Annotated in this window: 17 protein-coding genes; 5 read left to right on the top strand and 12 right to left on the bottom strand. The window is 53.3% G+C overall.

Features of this window, described 5'->3' with window-relative positions; translation table 11 throughout:
- Positions 1 to 48: 48 nt before the first annotated feature.
- Entirely contained in the window at positions 49 to 1047 is a 999-nt protein-coding gene (locus G5533_RS12470; RefSeq protein WP_005340803.1) for a BMP family lipoprotein, read from the bottom strand.
- Between the two features lie 507 nt (positions 1048 to 1554).
- Between G5533_RS12470 and uvrD the strand changes: the two genes are divergently transcribed.
- Positions 1555 to 3726, top strand: a complete 2172-nt coding sequence (gene uvrD / locus G5533_RS12465; protein WP_115521530.1) for a DNA helicase II — start codon at positions 1555 to 1557, stop codon at positions 3724 to 3726.
- A 116-nt stretch (positions 3727 to 3842) separates the two neighbouring features.
- Here uvrD and G5533_RS12460 read toward each other — a convergent pair whose 3' ends face one another.
- The 3 genes from G5533_RS12460 to G5533_RS12450 all read right to left on the bottom strand — a co-directional run bounded on the left by G5533_RS12460 (position 3843) and on the right by G5533_RS12450 (position 6804).
- The gene (locus G5533_RS12460; protein ID WP_421309679.1) at positions 3843 to 5006 is read right to left on the bottom strand and encodes a hypothetical protein; all 1164 of its coding nucleotides are present in this window, start codon (positions 5004 to 5006) and stop codon (positions 3843 to 3845) included.
- A gap of 20 nt (positions 5007 to 5026) precedes the next feature.
- Positions 5027 to 6235, bottom strand: coding sequence for a hypothetical protein (locus tag G5533_RS12455; RefSeq protein WP_441254861.1), 1209 nt, complete (start codon positions 6233 to 6235; stop codon positions 5027 to 5029).
- A gap of 131 nt (positions 6236 to 6366) precedes the next feature.
- Positions 6367 to 6804 (bottom strand): DUF2846 domain-containing protein, encoded by a 438-nt coding sequence (locus G5533_RS12450; RefSeq protein WP_421309677.1) that lies wholly within the window; start codon positions 6802 to 6804, stop codon positions 6367 to 6369.
- A 360-nt stretch (positions 6805 to 7164) separates the two neighbouring features.
- Between G5533_RS12450 and G5533_RS12445 the strand changes: the two genes are divergently transcribed.
- On the top strand, positions 7165 to 8508 hold the full coding sequence (locus G5533_RS12445) for an MATE family Na+-driven efflux transporter (protein WP_441254860.1): 1344 nt from the start codon (positions 7165 to 7167) through the stop codon (positions 8506 to 8508).
- 167 nt (positions 8509 to 8675) lie between these two features.
- Here G5533_RS12445 and ydfZ read toward each other — a convergent pair whose 3' ends face one another.
- Entirely contained in the window at positions 8676 to 8873 is a 198-nt protein-coding gene (gene ydfZ, locus G5533_RS12440; protein WP_005342516.1) for a putative selenium delivery protein YdfZ, read from the bottom strand.
- A gap of 311 nt (positions 8874 to 9184) precedes the next feature.
- On the opposite strand from ydfZ, the gene G5533_RS12435 reads away from it, so the two are divergent.
- Positions 9185 to 9685 (top strand): DUF1993 domain-containing protein, encoded by a 501-nt coding sequence (locus G5533_RS12435; protein ID WP_005340817.1) that lies wholly within the window; start codon positions 9185 to 9187, stop codon positions 9683 to 9685.
- Positions 9686 to 9786: 101 nt separating this feature from the next.
- On the opposite strand, the gene G5533_RS12430 is transcribed toward G5533_RS12435, so the two are convergent.
- The 7 genes from G5533_RS12430 to G5533_RS12400 form a co-directional block, all read right to left on the bottom strand.
- Positions 9787 to 10299: a cupin domain-containing protein gene (locus G5533_RS12430; RefSeq protein WP_005357028.1), complete on the bottom strand. Its 513-nt coding sequence runs from the start codon at positions 10297 to 10299 to the stop codon at positions 9787 to 9789.
- A 125-nt stretch (positions 10300 to 10424) separates the two neighbouring features.
- The gene (locus G5533_RS12425; RefSeq protein ID WP_159157869.1) at positions 10425 to 10787 is read right to left on the bottom strand and encodes a cystatin domain-containing protein; all 363 of its coding nucleotides are present in this window, start codon (positions 10785 to 10787) and stop codon (positions 10425 to 10427) included.
- Positions 10788 to 10887: 100 nt separating this feature from the next.
- Positions 10888 to 11544 carry a DUF3313 domain-containing protein gene (locus tag G5533_RS12420; RefSeq protein ID WP_421221999.1) on the bottom strand — a complete coding sequence of 219 codons (657 nt, stop codon included), beginning with the start codon at positions 11542 to 11544 and terminating at the stop codon, positions 10888 to 10890.
- A gap of 390 nt (positions 11545 to 11934) precedes the next feature.
- Positions 11935 to 13065, bottom strand: a complete 1131-nt coding sequence (locus G5533_RS12415) for an ABC transporter substrate-binding protein (RefSeq protein ID WP_227341630.1) — start codon at positions 13063 to 13065, stop codon at positions 11935 to 11937.
- 57 nt (positions 13066 to 13122) lie between these two features.
- The gene (locus G5533_RS12410) at positions 13123 to 13758 is read right to left on the bottom strand and encodes a LysE family translocator (RefSeq protein WP_421301614.1); all 636 of its coding nucleotides are present in this window, start codon (positions 13756 to 13758) and stop codon (positions 13123 to 13125) included.
- A 40-nt stretch (positions 13759 to 13798) separates the two neighbouring features.
- On the bottom strand, positions 13799 to 14620 hold the full coding sequence (locus tag G5533_RS12405; protein WP_058056423.1) for a helix-turn-helix transcriptional regulator: 822 nt from the start codon (positions 14618 to 14620) through the stop codon (positions 13799 to 13801).
- A gap of 198 nt (positions 14621 to 14818) precedes the next feature.
- Positions 14819 to 16030, bottom strand: a complete 1212-nt coding sequence (locus G5533_RS12400) for a 3-deoxy-D-manno-octulosonic acid transferase (protein WP_441254882.1) — start codon at positions 16028 to 16030, stop codon at positions 14819 to 14821.
- Between the two features lie 236 nt (positions 16031 to 16266).
- On the opposite strand from G5533_RS12400, the gene G5533_RS12395 reads away from it, so the two are divergent.
- On the top strand, positions 16267 to 17328 hold the full coding sequence (locus G5533_RS12395; RefSeq protein WP_421255335.1) for a glycosyltransferase: 1062 nt from the start codon (positions 16267 to 16269) through the stop codon (positions 17326 to 17328).
- 52 nt (positions 17329 to 17380) lie between these two features.
- A complete protein-coding gene (locus tag G5533_RS12390; protein ID WP_216952610.1) occupies positions 17381 to 18358 on the top strand; it encodes a hypothetical protein in 978 nt (325 codons plus the stop codon).
- Positions 18359 to 18369 lie beyond the last annotated feature (11 nt).

The following is an 18369-nucleotide window of genomic DNA, read 5'->3' as shown; positions in this document are numbered from 1 at the left end:
CGGCCCGTGCGGGCCGGTGGTGCGTTGAGAGTCGTAGCAACTATCTAATTAGTATTTGCAGGTGTTATCGCTCATGTAGTCATGAACCTTGACCTTGCCAGCGATGATTTCGGCCTTGATGGCATCCACCTTGGCTTTCATTTCCGGGGTGATCAGCTTCTCGTTGTCCTTGTCGAGCGCCCAATCCACACCGCCTTCGGCCAGACCCAGGTTCTTGATACCCGGCTTCCACTCGCCTTTGGCAGCGTCATCCCAGGTCTGGTAAGCGGCCAGACCCACAGACTTGACCATGGAGGTCAGCATGGTGCCCGGTTGCAGGTGGTTCTGGTTGGAGTCCACCCCGATGGCGAACTTGCCGCTGTCCTTGGCTGCCTGATAGACACCGATACCGGTACCGCCAGCTGCGGCGTAAACCACGTCAGCACCTTTGGCGAACTGGGACTTGGCCAGCTCGGCACCTTTGGCCGGGTCAGCAAACGCGGCCGGGGTAGAGCCCGCCATGTTCTGGAACACTTCGATCTTCGGATTGACGAACTTGGCACCCTGCTCGTAGCCGCACTGGAATTTGCGGATCAGCGGGATATCCATGCCGCCCACGAAGCCGACCTTGCCGCTCTTGGAAGCGATGGCAGCCAGTGCGCCCACCAGGAAGGAACCTTCATGCTCCTTGAAGATGACGGACTGGACGTTCGGCTTGTCGACCACCATGTCGATGATGGTGAACTGGGTTTTCGGGAATTCGGTCGCAACCTTCTCTACCGCAGAACCCATATTGAAACCGACCGCCACGATCGGGCCGTTGCCACGGCTGGCCAGACGACGCAGACCCTGCTCGCGCTGGGCTTCGTTCTGGGGTTCAAACTCTTTGACCTTGACGCCCTTGTCCTTGTTGTAGAGCTCGACGCCGTTACGGAACACGGCTTCGTTGAATGATTTGTCATACTTGCCCGCGGTGTCATAAATGACGGCTGGCTCGGAAGCAGCCTGAGCAGAGAGAGCAGCGAGAGTGAGGGAGGCCACGGTGGCCAGCTTGAGCACTTTAGTCACGATCGTATCCTTGATTGTTATTAAGTGAGGGAACTTGCTTGCCTGTCAGAGCAGGCTATCTAGCACGCAGGCTTACTCTAAGTCAGCCCCGATGCGGGTCAAGCAAATGATAAGGGAAAAACGTTTGCGTTAACGGTTTGAATTCTAAGCAAATAACCTTATAAGCAGTTGTTTTTTAGCTACTTTTCAGTTTTTTATGCTAACAACCAAAAGACCCAAACGACATTTCTCTTATTGTTCAGCAAGTTACTGTAAACCGTTTTCCCCTGTTATTCATCCAGCCCCCCGGCAAGCCCGTGATCCGGCTCGCAAAATCCCCACAAACCGCGCGAGCAAGGATTGGCTACAGCTGGAGACCTCCCCGTCCCGTTCTCTCTGCGCCAGCCAAAAATGGCCGCACCGGCGCCCTTGCAAGACCCCATCTCACCCCCTCCCCCCGAGTTTGGATTTGGTCTGGCAGGGGGATGGCCGTATAATCGCCGCCTGTATAAATAAACAGGAGTGGTGATGGACGTTTCAACCCTGCTCGACGGGCTCAACGACAAGCAAAGAGATGCCGTTGCGGCGCCCCGCAGCAACCTGCTGGTGCTGGCCGGTGCCGGTTCGGGCAAGACCCGGGTACTGGTGCACCGTATCGCCTGGCTGATGCAGGTGGAACGCTGTTCACCCTTCTCCATCATCGCGGTCACCTTTACCAACAAGGCGGCGGCCGAGATGCGCGGTCGGGTCGAGAAAGTGATCGGCGACGGCGTGCGCGGCATGTGGATCGGCACCTTCCACGGCATCGCCCACCGCTTGCTGCGGGCCCACCATCTGGATGCGGGCTTGCCGCAGGATTTCCAGATCCTCGACTCCGACGACCAGTACCGCCTCATCCGCCGGGTGCTCAAGGCCCTCAACCTCGACGAGAAGCACTGGGCCCCGCGCGCCGTGATGGGCTACATCAACGGCAAGAAGGATGAGGGGCTGCGCCCCGGCGACATCGACCTCTATGGCGACCCCGTCACCCGTACCTATCAGCAGATCTACAAGACCTATCAGGAGACCTGCGATCGCTCCGGTCTGGTGGACTTTGCCGAGCTGCTGCTGCGCGCCCACGAGCTGTGGCTGAACAAGCCGCATATCCTCGAGCACTACCGCGACCGCTTCCAGAACATTCTGGTGGACGAGTTTCAGGATACCAACGGCATCCAGTACGCCTGGTTGCGGATGCTGGCGGGCAACAGCGGCAAGGTGATGATCGTTGGTGACGATGACCAGTCCATCTACGGCTGGCGCGGCGCCAAGATCGAGAACATCCAGCGCTTCCTGACCGACTATCAGGGCGCCGAGACCATCCGCCTCGAACAGAACTACCGCTCCACCGCCAATATCCTCAAGGCCGCCAACAGCGTCATCGCCAACAACGCCGAGCGCCTTGGCAAGGAGCTGTGGACCGAAGGGGCCGAAGGCGAGCCGATCTCCCTCTACGCAGCCTTTAACGAGGTGGACGAAGCGCGCTTCGTGGTCGGCCGTCTCAAGGATTGGAAGGAAAAGGGCGGCCTCCTGGCCGACTGCGCCATCCTCTATCGCTCCAACGCCCAGTCGCGGGTGCTGGAAGAGGCGCTGATGCAGGACGCCATGCCCTACCGCATTTACGGCGGCCTGCGCTTCTTCGAGCGCCAGGAAATCAAGGACGCCATGGCCTACCTGCGGCTTATCAACAACCGTGGTGACGACGCCAGCTTCGAGCGGGTGGTCAACACCCCGACCCGTGGCATCGGCGATCGCACCCTCGAGATCCTGCGCGGCAACGCCCGCGATCAGGGGCTCAACCTGTGGCAATCGGCCAAGGCGCTGCTCAACGACAAGGTGCTGACCGGTCGCGCCGGTAACGCGGTGCGCGGCTTTGTCGATCTGATCGACGCGCTGGAGGAGCAGGTCTCCCTGCTGCCGCTGCACCAGCAGGCGGATATCGCCATCCAGAACTCCGGCCTCAAGGCCATGTATCTGGCGGAAAAAGGCGAGAAATCCCAGGCGCGGGTAGAGAACCTGGATGAACTGGTCACCGCCTGCCGCCAGTACCAGCGCCCGGACGAGCTGGAAGATATGAGCGATCTCTCCGCCTTCCTCGCCCACGCGGCGCTGGAATCCGGCGAGAATCAGGCGGATGAATATGCCGACGCTGTGCAGCTGATGACCCTGCACAGCGCCAAGGGGCTGGAGTTCCCGCTGGTGCTGCTGGTCGGTGTCGAAGAGGGCATGTTCCCCAGCCAGCAATCGACCGAGGAGTCGGGCCGGCTGGAAGAGGAGCGCCGCCTCTGTTACGTCGGCATGACCCGCGCCATGGAGAAGCTCTACATCTGTTATGCCGAGAGCCGCCGCATCTACGGCCGCGAGATGTTCCACAAGCCGAGCCGCTTTATCCGCGAGATGCCCGCCGAGTGTCTGGAAGAGATCCGGCTGCGCACTCAGGTCAGCCGCCCCACCCAGTACGGCCGCTTCAGCCAGAACGAGGTGCAGCAGAGTTTCGACGCCAGCGGTATCAAACTCGGCCAGCGGGTGCTCCATCCAAAATTCGGCGAAGGAGTGGTACTCAACTTCGAAGGGGTCGGCCAGCAGAGCCGGGTGCAGATCCAGTTCGACGACGTCGGCGCCAAGTGGCTGGTGACGGCGTATGCCAGATTGGAAGCGCTTTGATTTTTCCTGCTTTTTGATACAACCAACCCGGCTTAGGCCGGGTTGGTTGTATCAATCAATGGCATACAAATAACTTCTAACAATCTTATTTAACACATTTAAAATAACTACTTAAGTCAAGGCAATGGCTTGTTTTCTGTATTATAAATCTGTCTCAAAATTTCCATTATTAGTGGCTCTACAAAATCAATTATAAACAAATCATGCGATTCAGTTATAATATATTCACCAATTTTGTTGTGAGCAATAGAACATCGTGTTCGATAGATCCAATATGCAGATAAATTAGATATCCATTTTTCATAAAGCTCAATATCATTCTTAGATATCAATTTTTTATCTTTAAGTTGCTGGGAAGTATGATCAGTATTTTCAAAAAAATCAATTGCCTCATCCCACTTATCTTTTATGGGATTTGAATCTTTGGAATAATCCTGAAATATACATCTTGCAACATCTTTGTGTTGAGCAGGGATAACCATCAAAGCGCATATCTTGGTAAAATCGTAAGCATGGCAATAAATTATCTCTTTTAAAGAGTCAATTTCCTTATTTGAATAATTTTTAACAAGCTTGCCAAATCCAACAATATCATCATTGAGCTTCTTGATATTCTGAACAAAAATCCAATCAAAAGATAACTCTATTTGATGGTATAGCTTTAGAAATCTTGATATTGAGCTATGTGAGTGAATTGCAGATGTCAATGATTTCTTATGGCTGTCGGAGGGTATTTTTAAATTATCTAATAGTGTTATTTGAGTAAGGGTTGGCCGCATAGAAAATGCTAACTCTTGATGTGAAAAACCGCCCCATATCTCAGAGGTATACTTAAATTTTTGATTATAATCAGCTATGAAATCTTTATTTACAACAACATAGTCATGCTGGAATTCACTTAGTCCAGCCGCACGACCTTTCCCATTAGTTTCAATGATAAAGCATGATTTTCTTAAATCCGTAAAGCTCTCCTCGTCTGAATATTGGACTCCCTTGGTAAAACATAGAACTCCAATTACAGAGCCCTGATATATTAACTCAATATCTTCATTCCTACACGTCCCGGATATTATACCAAAGACTTTCATAGGAACATGGTCATTTACAGCAATCAAGTCCTGTAGACACAATTCAATATTATGAGCTTCATCTTCTAACTCGTGTTCTGCAAGATTTGAGATGATTTCATCTACTTTAGCTTGAGTTGCTTGAGTTGCTTGAATTACTTGAATTGCAGGGAGGCTAGGCTCCCCTGCGATATCTATCACTTCACTCGTCATGTTAAGATCCAGAGAAAGAATTATTTCTGATAATCTGCTGCATATTTCCAGCACTCTTTCAAGTCGACAGCCGCCTCACTATTGAAATACTCTTTCAGACCATCATGAGTTAATTTCCTGGTTGCAAAACCAATATTTTTCTTTCTTGGGTTAAAAGTATCCTTAGCATTCTCAAAGGATAGTATTGCAAGGGGATCGAGGTCTGTATCTTCCTTTAACCGAGCAATTACAGCTTCCAATCCGGAATCAAATCTTTTTGTAAACCTAGGGTTGCTGTCGAAAAATGATGCCATACTAAAATATGCTAACATGGTATTTTCAGAACCTAGCCAATTATATCCTCTTTTCAACTTTTCCAGATCGCTTATTTTTTTTACTTTGGTGTTTTCATCATATTCGTCGTTATCCATCACACTCGCAGACTCAGCTGCAAAATCTATTTCTGAATAATGATTCCAACACAACTCGTCAATCATTACGAAACTATGGAGTCTATTAAGATAGGCTTTGAATTTTTCTGTTAAGACCTCTTCAGATGCATCTAAAATATCTGAGTCAAACAACTTGGTGACAAGGCCATCTTTTTCAATTTCATGCGAACCAGTTAAATAGGCGTAATAGCTTGTTGCAAGATCACTTAATGGATATTTATTAGGTTGAGTTCTACGAAAACCATCTCGCTCTTTGATTATAGAAATACCAGGAACAGCTTTTTCTATTTCACCGGATAATGATGTAAACAGTAACTCTATTTGATGTCTCATAGACATAGTTTTCTGCCCTGAGTTTAATACGATCATCCGATATATAAGCTTTCCTAAGTCTTTTTCGAGCCAAAACTCCAGCAACAGCTTCGCCTTTGGATTAAATTCAAAATCGTTGTCTTTAATATCCTTCAATATATAACTTCTTTGTAATCCATCTAAAATATCGACTTGATTTGGCTGTGACAGAGATGCAATTAAAGCCTCCTTGTCATCACAGAGAGAAATTATTTTGTCGACAATATCTGGCTTTACTGAAAGAGTTATCGTTGGCAATAACGCACCTAGTTTAATATCATCAGATAGACGTCTATATGCCTTGTGTGACTCTCTTCTACGCTGAATTAGATAGTCACCAAAAGAACTCCCAATTATATTTAGATATGTTTCAATGTCTGCTTGGCAATATATTACTTTAGTCCCTTGTTTCAGGTCCTCTGCCTGACCGATAAATTCAAGTCCCATGATTTTTTATCCTTGTTCTGTTATTGATACAATCGCACGATTTTAACTAAATAGTGTCAGCAAAGAAATCTAGGGTTACATTCTTTCGAAGCAAGGCTTAACACCAAGTATTAGGAGTTCGTTCCAGTCACTCACTTAACCAACTTGCTCTCTATCACCCCTTGCTTGCCCTCCTCCTCACTGACCTGACTCAGCTTGGAGCGGGCCATCAGCAGGCCCATTTTGACCTCCTGCCATACGTAGTAGTTTTTACCCGCCTCGGTGCTAAGAGTCAGGGTGGCATCGTTCTCCGACTTGGAGGTGATGGTGTGGCTGCCCGGTGTCACCTGCTTGAGGATGTAGGTGTGGGCCACGGTATCGCCGACCGCCATACCATCCACCAGCAGCGGCATTTTGACGGCCGCCCCGAAGGTCTCGTTGCGATAGATATAGAGGTTGGCCGCATCCTTGGGCGCCACAAACTGCTTGGCCTGCGCGTCTGCGGTGGCATCGGCCATGGGTACGGAAGCACAACCGGAAAGCAGCGCCGCCGACAGCAGGGCGGCACCCATCATTATTTGCCTGAACATAGTCGTTATTTTTTAGTGAGTTAACGGGACTAAAAGGTTCGCATGAGCCTGCGCTGGCTGACAATCGCTCAAATCGAGCGGGGTGTGACCCAGCTCAATTTTTCAGCATTTTACTGCCTCTTCCTGCCACAGCCATCTCTATCGCCAAATCGGCTACTGCCCTCAAACCTGACTGGCAGCACAAGCAGAAGACATTGATTTATCTTGTCTTTCAGCCGTATTCATCTTGCGGGTTGGACTGGTTTTTAATGACGCGCTCATCCGAATATGTTTCGATATTCACCCCAGCACCTCTCTGTAAGCAGAGCAATATCTGCACATCGACGACATCGCCAAGGATTATCAGTGCCTACTGGATTTATGAATCACACCCAAGCCAGCCGACTGGCGATAAGAACCCGTGCATCACTAAGCAGGATCAATTGGCCGCTCTACTTGGCGCTTTTGATCACAGCCGCTTTGCCGACCATCTATACCACCACGCGGATCTACTACCTTGGCGATCTCCCGACAGAGTGGGGAGTCAACATTGCAAGCCAGCTGGCATGGGTCAATCTGGGGCTGGAGGTTGTGCAGGAAGCGCTGATTCTGCCGCTGTTCTATCTCTTGGGAAAAACACTCCATGAGCGTGGCGCCACACTGAACAAGCTCAAAACAGGCCTCATTGTCACCGTCGGGATCTATTCCCTCTTTACGGGTCTCATTGCTCTCTTCGCTATGCCACTGGTGCAGGCTATGGCTCAAAACCCGGAGCAAGTTGCGGCCACCGTGGACTATATACGTCTCGAAATGATTGGCACGACTCTCTTCAATGCGGTTCGCTTCCTGACCATATTCTTCGTCCTGCAAGACTGGCGCCGCGCCATATATACCGTTCTTGCCATCCAGCTTCTGGTCAGTGTCACCCTTGATACACTCCTGCTCAGCCAGTTTGAATTTAGCTTCCGGCTAGGGGTCAACGGCATCGCGTACAGCAACATAGTGGCAAGCATCTGCACCCTCGTTTATGCACTCGGGGTTGTCAGGCAGAGATACCGGCTCACCTCTGCTGACTTGCATGTGCAAGCCGACTTCGGATGGATGTGGGAGTGGTTCCAAGTTGGCAAATGGAGCGGCGTGGACTCATTGATACGGAATGCTTTCTTCCTCATTTTCATCATCAGAATGATCAATGTTGTCGAAGAACAAGGGACATTCTGGGTTGCCAACAGCTTTATATGGGGATGGTTACTGCTTCCGTTTTTACCGATGGCAGATCTCATAAAGCAAGATGTGTCACAAGGAGACAAGCTCCCGCATTGGGACAAAATGCTTGGCTATTTCACCACCTGCGTCCTCATTGCAATTGCATGGATACTCCTCTCACCGGGTTATGAATGGTTCATCAGAAACATCCTCAACACAGCGATCACCCAGCATCTTCACCTGATCCTGCTTTCGCTGCCGTTTTACATGCTGTTCATGTTCAACACCTGCATGGATAGCGTCCTGTATGGCCGGGGACAAACCCGTTATTTGGCCATTCAATCGGTGATCACCAACGTCACCGTCTATGGCACCGCCTATGTGTGCTACCTGCAAGGCTGGTTGACGCCATCACTCGATGGCATAGCGATTCTCTTTGGGTGTGGTATTGCGGTGGACACGCTGGTGACCGGATGGCTCTACAACCGGCACCTCCGACAAGAAAATTACGCAGTCTAGGCCATTTATGTTGCTAAAGCAGACGGCATCTCCCAGACGACTCAAAGCAGCTTGAGGCGATGTAATTGATGGGTGGGTAAAGCAGAGAGGGGAGATCAGAAACCCGGCCGCCAGATGGGGCGCGGTGGCCGGGTGAATTGTAAAGAGTAGGGTGACAGGGAAAGGGATCAGCCTAGTCTAATCAACTCGATGGGAGCATAGCGCTCACCGGAGTTTGCCAGCAGCACGCACTTCTCATGCTCCGCCTGATAGGGGGTCATATTGTCGGTGTGGGCCTCTTTCAGAAAATCGACTGCGCCGGTGGCGGCAATCATGACGCGCTGACCCAGGTTCAGCACATTGCGGTTACGGTCATAGATCTTCATCTCATTCTCCTTTTCTTGTGTCCTGGCGGATGCGCAGGCGTCTGTCCAGGACAACGGCATTCAGCCTACGCCCCTGAAAAAAGGTGATTTATGTCACAGATCAAAAAAGGGGCGATAAGGGACTCGCAGGCTCAAAAAGCGAGCATGCCCCCTTGGCCAACGGCTGTCGCGCGAAGTAGCACTGCCCTGCCCTTTTCGTCATGGCGGGCTCGAACCCGGCAGCGGTTGGGGTATATTGGTGGCCGATTAGCCAGTCTTATTCACCGTGGCCGCGCAAGCGGGCCGCTGTTTCAACAAGATGGAGAGTGCTCATGAATCGCGACATCACCGCCCAGTTCATCAAGATGCTGACCAATCTGGATCACTGTCTGGCCAAGGCCGAGGCCCACGCCGCGGCGAAACAGTTCAACGTGGAGAACTTCTTCGGCGAGCGGCTGATCGTCGATATGCTGCCGCTGTCCAAGCAGGTGCTGATCTGCTGCGATTCGGCCCGCGCCGTGGTCGCCACCGCCAGCCACAGCGAGCTGCCGGTGCTGGGGGATGACCCCAAAACCATCGCCGATCTGCGCGCCCATATCGGCAAGACCATCACCTATCTGCAAGGCAAGCTGGACGCGGACTACAGCCAGTACGCCAGCGGCCGTTACGTGCCCCACTGGGCGGGCGGCAAGGGGATGGATGGCCACACCTGCGTCCATGAGTACGGCATTCCCAACTTCTACTTCCACCTCACCATGGCCTACGCCCTGCTGCGCCGCGCCGGGGTCGATCTCGGCAAGCGTGACTATCTGGGCGGGCTCAACCTGCAATAAGCGCCGCTCGCCACAGGCGGCAAACAGATAGCAAAAGCCTGCCAAGCGGCAGGCTTTTTTATATCGGGTGGTACTGGGCTGGTGTGCAGAAGGGCTGCACCCTAGAAGGGGCCGTTGCGCTCGCGCAGCTTGTCGGGCAGGCCATCGTGATCCCCCAGCTCGCGCTCGGGTACGTCATCCCAGTGCAGCTTGCCGAGGGTGATATTGCGCTCGGGGTGAACGGCGTAGTGGATGCGGTTGTCCTCCCGATCGGTATCGCCGATGCAGAGCAGCCGGACAGTCTCTTCGGTGTTGTTGATAAAGGCGTGGGCCAGCCCGTCACCGGCCTTGAAGCCCACCGAGTCGCCCGGTTGCAGCCGATAGAGGACGCCATCGAGCCAGACATCCGGCGTCCCTTCCAGCACGTGAACAAACTCGTCCTCGGTCTTCTCGGCATGGGGCCAGCTGGTGCGATGGCCGGGCTCGACGATCTCGTGGTGAATGCCGATGCGGCTAAAGCCGAAGTGTTTGCCGAGGGCGCAGCCGCGAGAAAGGGGCTCCTGACTGCCGGAGTAGTAGCGCGGCGTCTGCTCTTGCAGCTCGCTCCAGTGTTTGATGCAGGGGTGGCGATTCATAGCGGTTCCTTTTCCATGAGGATGCAGTCACGGGAAGGGTCATCCTGACTGTCAGAATGCGGGGAGAAAAGCAGAAATTTTCTGGTCAGATGAGCCCCTCTGACGAGGGGCTCATCAAGCAGGAATTACTTGGCCTTGACGCAAGGCAAGGGAGGAAGCTCGCCCTGTGCAGCCGGGCGGGTCATCTGGTAGTTGCCGGCAAGATCCCGATAGACACGGGTGTTCCACACCTCTCCGTTGTCGAGCTGGAACTCGATGTCGTAGTTGACCCCGGAGACCACCTGGCTGCGCACCTCGCGGATGCTCTGCAGTTTGGCGGCCGTGTTCATGCGAGCCAGCACGCTGGCCAGCGCAGCCTCTCCTTCCGCATTGGGCAACGGCTGACTCTGCCAGCCACCCGCCATCGGCGCACACTCAGGCGTGGGTGACGAGATGCTGCAGGCACTCAACAGGCCAGCAACAAGGATGGGTAACAACACGCGTTTCATATCATTTTCTCCTGCCTGCAAAATGACCACCTTATCAACATCTTGCCATTATTGCAGCCCAAAAGGCTCCCGCTGCGCCCCGCTTGGACGCACCAATCGATCAGCGCCCCAGATTGTCCGCCAGCTGTTTGGCGCGGCTGGCCGCCCACTGGTCGATCATCTTCTCCATCTCCTCGGCGGTGATGGGCTCATCCTTGTGGGTGCTGTCCGGGCTCTCGCGGGCATCCATCACCCGCACCAGCAGCTTGCCGCTCTGGGAGTCGAGCAGCTGGGCCATACTGCCCACCTTGAGCAGGTAGGGCTCCTTGCCGATCACTTCGCGGGTGACATTGATGGCGATCTTGGCTGGCAGCAGGTCACGCAGCTTGGGGTCGGGGCGGGTCAGGTCGAAGTTGGTGACGGCGGCCTGGATCCGCATCACTTTCGGGCCGGGGGCGGTGGCAATCTTGACGCCCTGCTTGATCAGCTCGCTCTGGAACTTGTCGTGGTAATAGCGGCCAATCTGGTTCTGTTCGTTGGCGGTCAGCAGATACCACTGGCCGTTCTCCTGACGAATAAACTGCAGCGGATCGAGCAGCACCTCATTGTATTGGCGCAGGTCAACGCCCGGCTCCTTGTAGACGCGCTGATTGGGGTTGCTCTCGCTCTGCTGGAAGGCTGTCAGCGGGATCGCCTGCAAGCTGTGGGATACCTGATTCTTGACGGCGCAGCCACCCAGAAGGGCTGCAGCCACGGCAACCATCACGACCTTTTTCATATTTGCTCCTGCATTTTACTGTTTGTTTTTGCTGTGGATTTCGCACCACATGGCTGGAGAACCCGTGCCGGATGCCGCCAATGTCACAGAGAAATAACCTATTCATCACCTTCCCACAAGGGACAGATCAGGATTGTTCAGCTCACATCCAAGTTGTCACAATTGAGGCACTTTTGTACAGGGTCAGCCAGGGTATGAACGGCAATCTGGCGAGGGTTCGGTTGTTTAATCCGGCTAAATGGGATTGCGGAAAGCGCGCAGTTTTTTCAAACGATGGGGGCCAACGAGCGGCGTGAGTTGAACGGGGGAATGCCCTGGAACGGGCGATGACCGATCATCAGCCATCTTGCGCAAACTTGCCTGCCGCCGGAGAAGCGGCAGGCTCATTCATCAATTATCGAGATCCCAGGGGCACTGCTTGACCAGCCCCTCTTTGCCGCTGGCGACGATCGCCTGCTGCACCATCCGTTTGTAGCGATTCTTGATATGGGCGGGCAACGCGGGCACCAGCAGTCGCTCGTCAAACTCCGGCAGCGGGCGATCCGGCAGCACCGCCTGCTCCTGCGGGCTGAGGGGTGGCCGGGAGGCAATATTGCTGGCCGAAATGGTGGGCGTGCCCACCAGCATCTGGCGTTGCAGCGGCGCGCTCAGCAGAAAATCCACCAGCAGGTAGGCGGCCTTGAGCCGTGCAGGATCATCGCCAACATGACGGGCGATGGAGATCGCATCGAGGGCATAGATGGCCCCCTCCTGCACCATGGCGATCCGCCACTGCTGCTCGTTCTGCTTGTTGCACTCCACCAGCTCCAGCCCCCAGGTGGTGGCAAAGGTCTGCTGGCGCAGATCCTCGCAGCGGTTGGCCTGATTGAACCAGAAGCCGCGACTGGCTCGCAGCCGCTGCGAGAGCTGCTGCTCCACCTCTTGCTGCAAGGTCTTGTCGGCCAGCATCTCGCCGCTGGCAAACAGGGCGGGCGACTTGCCCAGCGAGAGCAGTACCGAAAAGAGCAGCGGCTCGAACTGGTCGCAGAACTCGGCAAACTGACCGGGCGGCGAGCTGTTGGCGAGCACCTGCCAACTGGTGGGCGCTTGCGGCACCTGCTTGCTGTCATAGGCGAGGCTGAACATGGCGTAGGAAAAGGGCACCGAGTAGTTGCGCTCCCCCTGCTTGTCATACTCGGTGTTCTTGAGGGCGGGCTTCACCTCGGGGTAGTGCTGCAGGCGATTGAAATCGATGGGGAGCAGCAGCTTGAACAGCGGCTGGTGATGGGCCTTGTAGAAGTAGCTGGTCGGCAGCACCACATCGGCGCTGCGGGTGCGCAGGGCGCGGTAGACGCTGTCGAAATCGGTCAGCAGCGGCTCGATCCGGCTGACCGTCGCCTCCACCCCATGGGCTTTGGCATAGTCGGCAAACTGTTGTTCATAACCCGCTGGCAGATAGCCCCACTCCAGCAATTTGAGATGAACCGGGGCCGCCAGCGCCGGGGTCATCCCCAACAACCAGCAAAGAGGCAGTAGACGCATGGCCGGGTACTCCTGACAGGTAAACCTTGTTGGAGTATAGGCCCATGCGCCGACTCGTCAGACTATCAGCTCGGCGCCCATGCTCGCCAGAATGGAGAGGCTGACCACCGCAAACAGCACGCCGGTCACCAGATTGAGCGGCCGCTGCACCCGCAGCAGCAGGCGCTGGGCACGATCGGTGGAGAGGCTCCACGCCAGCAACCCGAACCAGCAGAGGGAGATGATGAAGAGCTCGCCCACCAGCAGGCTGCGGGTCATTCCGTCCACCTCTGGCGTCACCATGGCGGCCAGCAGACCGATAAAGAACACCAGCGCCTTGGGGTTAAGCAGGTTGGTGGCAAGGCCAGTGCGCACGCCCCTGCCCCAGCCGCGCAGCTCGTTGGCGGCGCTGGCCATCACGGTACTGCTCTGCTGGCGAGCCGCCATCAGGGCACCCCACCCCAACCAGCCCAGATAGAGGGCACCGCAGCACTTAATCACCATAAACAGCAGCGGATGGCTGGCAATCAGCATGCTGATCCCGGTCAGACTCAGGGTGGCGTGCACCATGATCGCCAGCGAGATGCCCAGCGCCGCACCAAGAGCGGTCGGCCGGTGCAGGCTGGTGCGCAGGATCAGGGCGAAATCGGGGCCGGGGCTGGCCAGTGCAATCAGGTGCATCAGGCCGAGGGTAACGAACAGACTGGTCAGCATAACAACTCTCGCTTTAACGACGGAGAGCCAGCATGGCGGATCAGCGGGGGGCGCGGCTTGTAAAAGATTGCATCTGGGCACGAAATTCGGCGGGTGTCAGACCGAATGCCTGGCGAAAGCCGTGGTGGAAGTGACTCTGATCGAAGAAGCCGACCGCCAGCGCCACCTCGCTCACCGCCATGCCGCTCGCCAGCAGCCGCTTGCCCTGCTCCAGCCGCAGCCGTTTCAGCCAGGCGTAGGGAGTCATGCCGCTGCGCTTCTTGAACTGGCGCAGGAAGGCGAAACGATCGAGCCCGAGCAGCCCCGCCAGCTCTTCCAGCGAGTGGGGCTCGTCGAGGGCGGCCATCAGGTAGTCGCGCAGGAATCGCAATTGGGGATCCGCCAACTGGTGTACCTCGGGGGCCAGATGCAGCAGCTCCCCCAGCAGGGCAAGCAGCTGGCTCTCGATCAGCAGGCCATCGGCCTTGGGGTTGTCGAGATAGCTGTGCAGCTGGGCAAAGCCCTGATAGAGGTCGGGGCGGCTCTGCAATCCCTTGTCGAAGAAGGGTTCAGGCTGCTCCGGCAGCCAGAGCGCCAGCTGCTGGGGATCGATGGCGAAGACCCGCACCTCGTACCCTTCTGGCAGCAGGCTGAGGCCGTCGTGCACCTCGTCCGGGTTAACGGTAGAGAGCACCCCGCGCACCAGATGGTGGCTGTTTCCCTTGTGGATAAACTTCTGGCCACCCCGCTGCACCAGCCCGATATGGTAGTCGAGATGGACATGGCGGCCGTAGCTGAACGCCCTGTGGTGGGAGTGTGATAGCTCGACCCCCGGCAGGTGCGGGGATTGCCAGTAGCGGATAAGGGAATCGGTGGTATTCATGGGTTATAGATACACCGCAAACAAGCTGAAAGCTTGTAGATTATTGCATTCCGGCTATGCCCTTGCAGCTGGTGCAATGGCCACCAAAGCAGGTCGGCTACGCCACCAGCGATAACCGGCAACCACAACCCGCTTATTGAGCTACGGAAAAAGCAAAGGGAGGCATTACGCCTCCCTTCGACTGATCACACAACCCAGTTACTTGGGTTGCAGCTTCATCTCCTGCAAATACTCCTGCACCTGCTGCTTGTAGTCCGCCTGATAGGAGAACTTGGTGCTGTCGCTCGCCGCAATCAGGTTCACAGCGGTGCAGAACAGGGTGGCTGCCAGCAGCCCCTTGCCAACCCACTGAGGATGGTTGCGGCTCCAGCTAACCAGCAACAGCAGGATCGGGAACAGGGCATAGGGGAATATCAGCATCAGGTGCCAATAGTTAAAGATGATGGGCGAGAGCGCCGCACTCACCAGCACAGCCAATACGGCCGCCAGCGCATAGAGGCCGAGCCAGCTCGTGCCGTCCACTGATGCACGGTCGCTGCGCAGCAGACGCGGCTTGAGATCCCGCCACAGTTGCCAGTTGGCCTTGGCCGCCAGCAACACGGTGGCAGAGCCCACCCCGTAGATCACCACCCGCCACAGCCAGACTGCTGTCATCTGCAAATATTCATGACCCGCCAGCCAGATGAACTGGGTGTCGTTGACCAGCTTGCTGGCAAACAGCCAGGAGCCGTAACGCAGCCAGTAGATCACCGATTTCAGCACCGGATAGACATGCACCAGCCCCCATCCGATATAGCGCTGACGCGCTTCGGGATCGACGTTCTGGGTGATATGGCTGTTGCTCATCACTTCCATGGCGTAAGGGATCAGGGAGGCACCGATCAGCAGGGCAGCGACCACCACCCCGCTCCAGCTCACCTTGAGGATTCGGCGCCAGAAGAGGTAGGTGGAGATCACAGCCAGCAACGGCCAGGAGTAGTGCAACTGCATCGCCATACCGATAGCCAGCAGATGAACAATCATGTGCCAGAAGGAGGCCCGCTCGCGCATATGCCAAGTCGACCAGCAGTGCATGGCCGAGAAGAGGAAGAGATAGGAGGGGTTGTAGAGCAAACTCTCGTACTGGAACCAGGGGTTAAGCCAGCAGAGCACCAGAAACAGCAACCGCGCATTGCCCTTCGATACGGGGTCAACAAACACCTGGCGGATAACCGCATCAAATAGCAGAAAACCGACCAACCGCATCACCAGCAGCAACACCATGGGGGCATAGGGAGAATCCCACAGTAGCAGCGGCCCACCAATCAGCCAGGCCGACAAGCTCCCCGGCACATTGCCCACCGCACTCGCCGCATTGCCATAGCTGAGCCAGACCCCCTCATAGGCTCCAAGGTAACCCTTGTAGAGCATCTGGGTCTGATCGCCGGTGAGGAGCTGATTAACAGTAAACAACCAGGAGAGCAGCAGCCCAGCAAATATACAGGCCGCGAATAATGCGTTATGGTAGCGCCCACTAAGACCAATCATTGATCCACACCTATTGAAAAAATTGCTAACGACTTTAACAGTTGCCACCTGATTTTGCTCGTTTACGATTCACATTTTTAGTAGATTTACCAGTCAGTTATGAGACCCGCGGAGCAGTTATGACCCCACCAGTTAAAAAGTTTTTATTCATTGTTGAAGACTTGTATGGTGGTGGTGCGGAAAAGGTTCTGCTCAATACCGCATCCTTGCTAAAAGATGCAGGTGTCGATGTTACCTTGTTTACCTTGCGGGAAAAAATAGACCATACGCTACCTGACAACATTCACCCGATTAATCTTGGCATTGTCACAAAGCTGACTAAAGCCATATCCAATGTTGCGGTTGAAAAAATACAAGCATCTCTGATCTTGAAAAAAGTCCAAGAGATCTCGCCTGACGTAATTATCTCATGCTCATGTGACAAAATTACCAGACACCTGCCTGATACACTGAATATTTATTACTGGATCCACGGAAATGTCACCGGCTTTGCCAAAGACAATGCCAAAGGATATGAAAAATTCAAGCGTTTCTATAATGGCAAGAAACTGATCTGCGTATCTCGAGGCATCGCGGACGACATTTTGCACAATGTAAGAGCCACACCAAAATCGTGTCAGGTTATCTACAATCCGTTTGATATCGAGAAAATTCAGGCGTTGGCCGATGAGCCTTTCAACAAGCCATTTGAAAAGTATTTCATCCATGTCGGCACTTTCGAAGAACGAAAACGCCACGATCGTCTCTTGCAGGCATATCAGCTAAGCGGCGTTGCTACGCCACTCGTTCTGATGGGCAAAGGGGAGCGACGCCCTCACATTGAAGCCATGATCGAGGAGATGAACCTTGCCAACAAGGTGAAGATCATCGACTTTCAGAAGAACCCCTACCCCTATATCAAAGCCGCTCAGGCGCTCATCCTGACATCCGATGCTGAAGGGCTGCCAACAGTGCTTATTGAAGCACTCATCTGCCATACCCCGGTGATCAGCGTGGATTGCCCGTCTGGGCCGGCAGAAATTCTTACTGGGCCACTGCAAGATAACCTTTGCTCCCTTTTTGACATTCCCAAAATAGCGCAAAAAATATCTCGTATGGATATTGATAAAATGCATATACCAGATCATTTTTACAGCCCATTCTCTAGTACAGAGACCATAAAATCATTTATGTCACTTTAGTTTATTAAATTTAATGAAATAACATTGAAATGTCATTTTGAGAGCTAATCCAATGAATATCCTATTAATAGGTATCGATAACGCAGGGCTCATTACCCCGATAGTTGAAGAGATGCGACAACAAGGACACGTGGTTACATTTATTGAGAATGGAGAAATATCTAGATATGATTACCTGCACCCAGTAGAGAGAATATCAAACTTAATTTCAAAGGCTCTGTTTAAAAGAAATTTAAAACAAGAAAGAAGCTGGCTGTCGACCACCCAGTTTTTGAATGGTTTTACAAAAAACCGCCACTTTGATATCACTATCCTCACTAATCCTGATATTTACACGGCAGAACATCTGACACAGCTCAAAAAATGCACCAACAGGATGATTTGCCACCTGTGGGACAGTACTCTCAGAATGCCAAATAATATCAAAAACATTTCACTTTTTGATAAAGTTTTGAGCTTTGATCCGCAAGATGTTAAAAAATATGGCTTTACACCAGTAACTAACTACTATAAAAAGAATTTAACCCCACTCCAACCAAACAGAAACTATGATGGTGATGTGTTTGGTATTTTTAGCTTTGATCGTGAACGCTACGCCTTTATGACTGCATTTCTGGATGCCAACCCAGACTTAAAAATTAAAATCATGATTTATGTTGATCACCACCGAAAGATCAAAAAAATAAGAGACAAGAGAATCGAAATAATTACCAAGCCAATTACTGGTGATGAACTATTGGCAATCTCATCGGCTTATCACTGTATTCTTGATATAGGATACCAGTCACAAAAAGGCTTGTCTTTTAGATTCTTTGAGTCTCTTGCCTATGAACAAAAAATAATATCAAATAACAATACCGCAGAGACATTTCCGTTCTTTCATCCCAACAATATATTTTGCATAACAGATACAGATCTAAAAGTCTCACCTGACTTTTTAACGATCCCTTATCATCACATATCTGACGAGATAAAAAATCAATACAGACTAGATATATGGGTAAATAAATACATAAAGGCGATGCTTTAATTTTTATTCTG

This window comes from Aeromonas sp. A600620, from assembly GCF_029479985.1.
In the GTDB taxonomy this organism is placed as follows: domain Bacteria; phylum Pseudomonadota; class Gammaproteobacteria; order Enterobacterales; family Aeromonadaceae; genus Aeromonas; species Aeromonas veronii_A.
Note: the sequence above shows the minus strand (reverse complement) of the source record. Positions and strands in the feature narration are given on the sequence as shown.

What these genes read in the sequence shown, in the direction of transcription:
- G5533_RS12425 (WP_159157869.1), bottom strand. Translation starts at nt 10,787, where the DNA reads ATGAAACGCGTGTTGTTACCCATCCTTGTTGCTGGCCTGTTGAGTGCC.
- G5533_RS12415 (WP_227341630.1), bottom strand. Translation starts at nt 13,065, where the DNA reads ATGCGTCTACTGCCTCTTTGCTGGTTGTTGGGGATGACCCCGGCGCTG.
- G5533_RS12390 (WP_216952610.1), top strand. Translation starts at nt 17,381, where the DNA reads ATGAATATCCTATTAATAGGTATCGATAACGCAGGGCTCATTACCCCG.
- G5533_RS12435 (WP_005340817.1), top strand. Translation starts at nt 9,185, where the DNA reads ATGAATCGCGACATCACCGCCCAGTTCATCAAGATGCTGACCAATCTG.
- ydfZ (WP_005342516.1), bottom strand. Translation starts at nt 8,873, where the DNA reads ATGAAGATCTATGACCGTAACCGCAATGTGCTGAACCTGGGTCAGCGC.
- G5533_RS12460 (WP_421309679.1), bottom strand. Translation starts at nt 5,006, where the DNA reads ATGACGAGTGAAGTGATAGATATCGCAGGGGAGCCTAGCCTCCCTGCA.
- uvrD (WP_115521530.1), top strand. Translation starts at nt 1,555, where the DNA reads ATGGACGTTTCAACCCTGCTCGACGGGCTCAACGACAAGCAAAGAGAT.
- G5533_RS12410 (WP_421301614.1), bottom strand. Translation starts at nt 13,758, where the DNA reads ATGCTGACCAGTCTGTTCGTTACCCTCGGCCTGATGCACCTGATTGCA.
- G5533_RS12400 (WP_441254882.1), bottom strand. Translation starts at nt 16,030, where the DNA reads ATGCTCTACAAGGGTTACCTTGGAGCCTATGAGGGGGTCTGGCTCAGC.
- G5533_RS12445 (WP_441254860.1), top strand. Translation starts at nt 7,165, where the DNA reads ATGAATCACACCCAAGCCAGCCGACTGGCGATAAGAACCCGTGCATCA.
- G5533_RS12405 (WP_058056423.1), bottom strand. Translation starts at nt 14,620, where the DNA reads ATGAATACCACCGATTCCCTTATCCGCTACTGGCAATCCCCGCACCTG.
- G5533_RS12395 (WP_421255335.1), top strand. Translation starts at nt 16,267, where the DNA reads ATGACCCCACCAGTTAAAAAGTTTTTATTCATTGTTGAAGACTTGTAT.
- G5533_RS12455 (WP_441254861.1), bottom strand. Translation starts at nt 6,235, where the DNA reads ATGGGACTTGAATTTATCGGTCAGGCAGAGGACCTGAAACAAGGGACT.
- G5533_RS12420 (WP_421221999.1), bottom strand. Translation starts at nt 11,544, where the DNA reads ATGAAAAAGGTCGTGATGGTTGCCGTGGCTGCAGCCCTTCTGGGTGGC.
- G5533_RS12450 (WP_421309677.1), bottom strand. Translation starts at nt 6,804, where the DNA reads ATGTTCAGGCAAATAATGATGGGTGCCGCCCTGCTGTCGGCGGCGCTG.
- G5533_RS12430 (WP_005357028.1), bottom strand. Translation starts at nt 10,299, where the DNA reads ATGAATCGCCACCCCTGCATCAAACACTGGAGCGAGCTGCAAGAGCAG.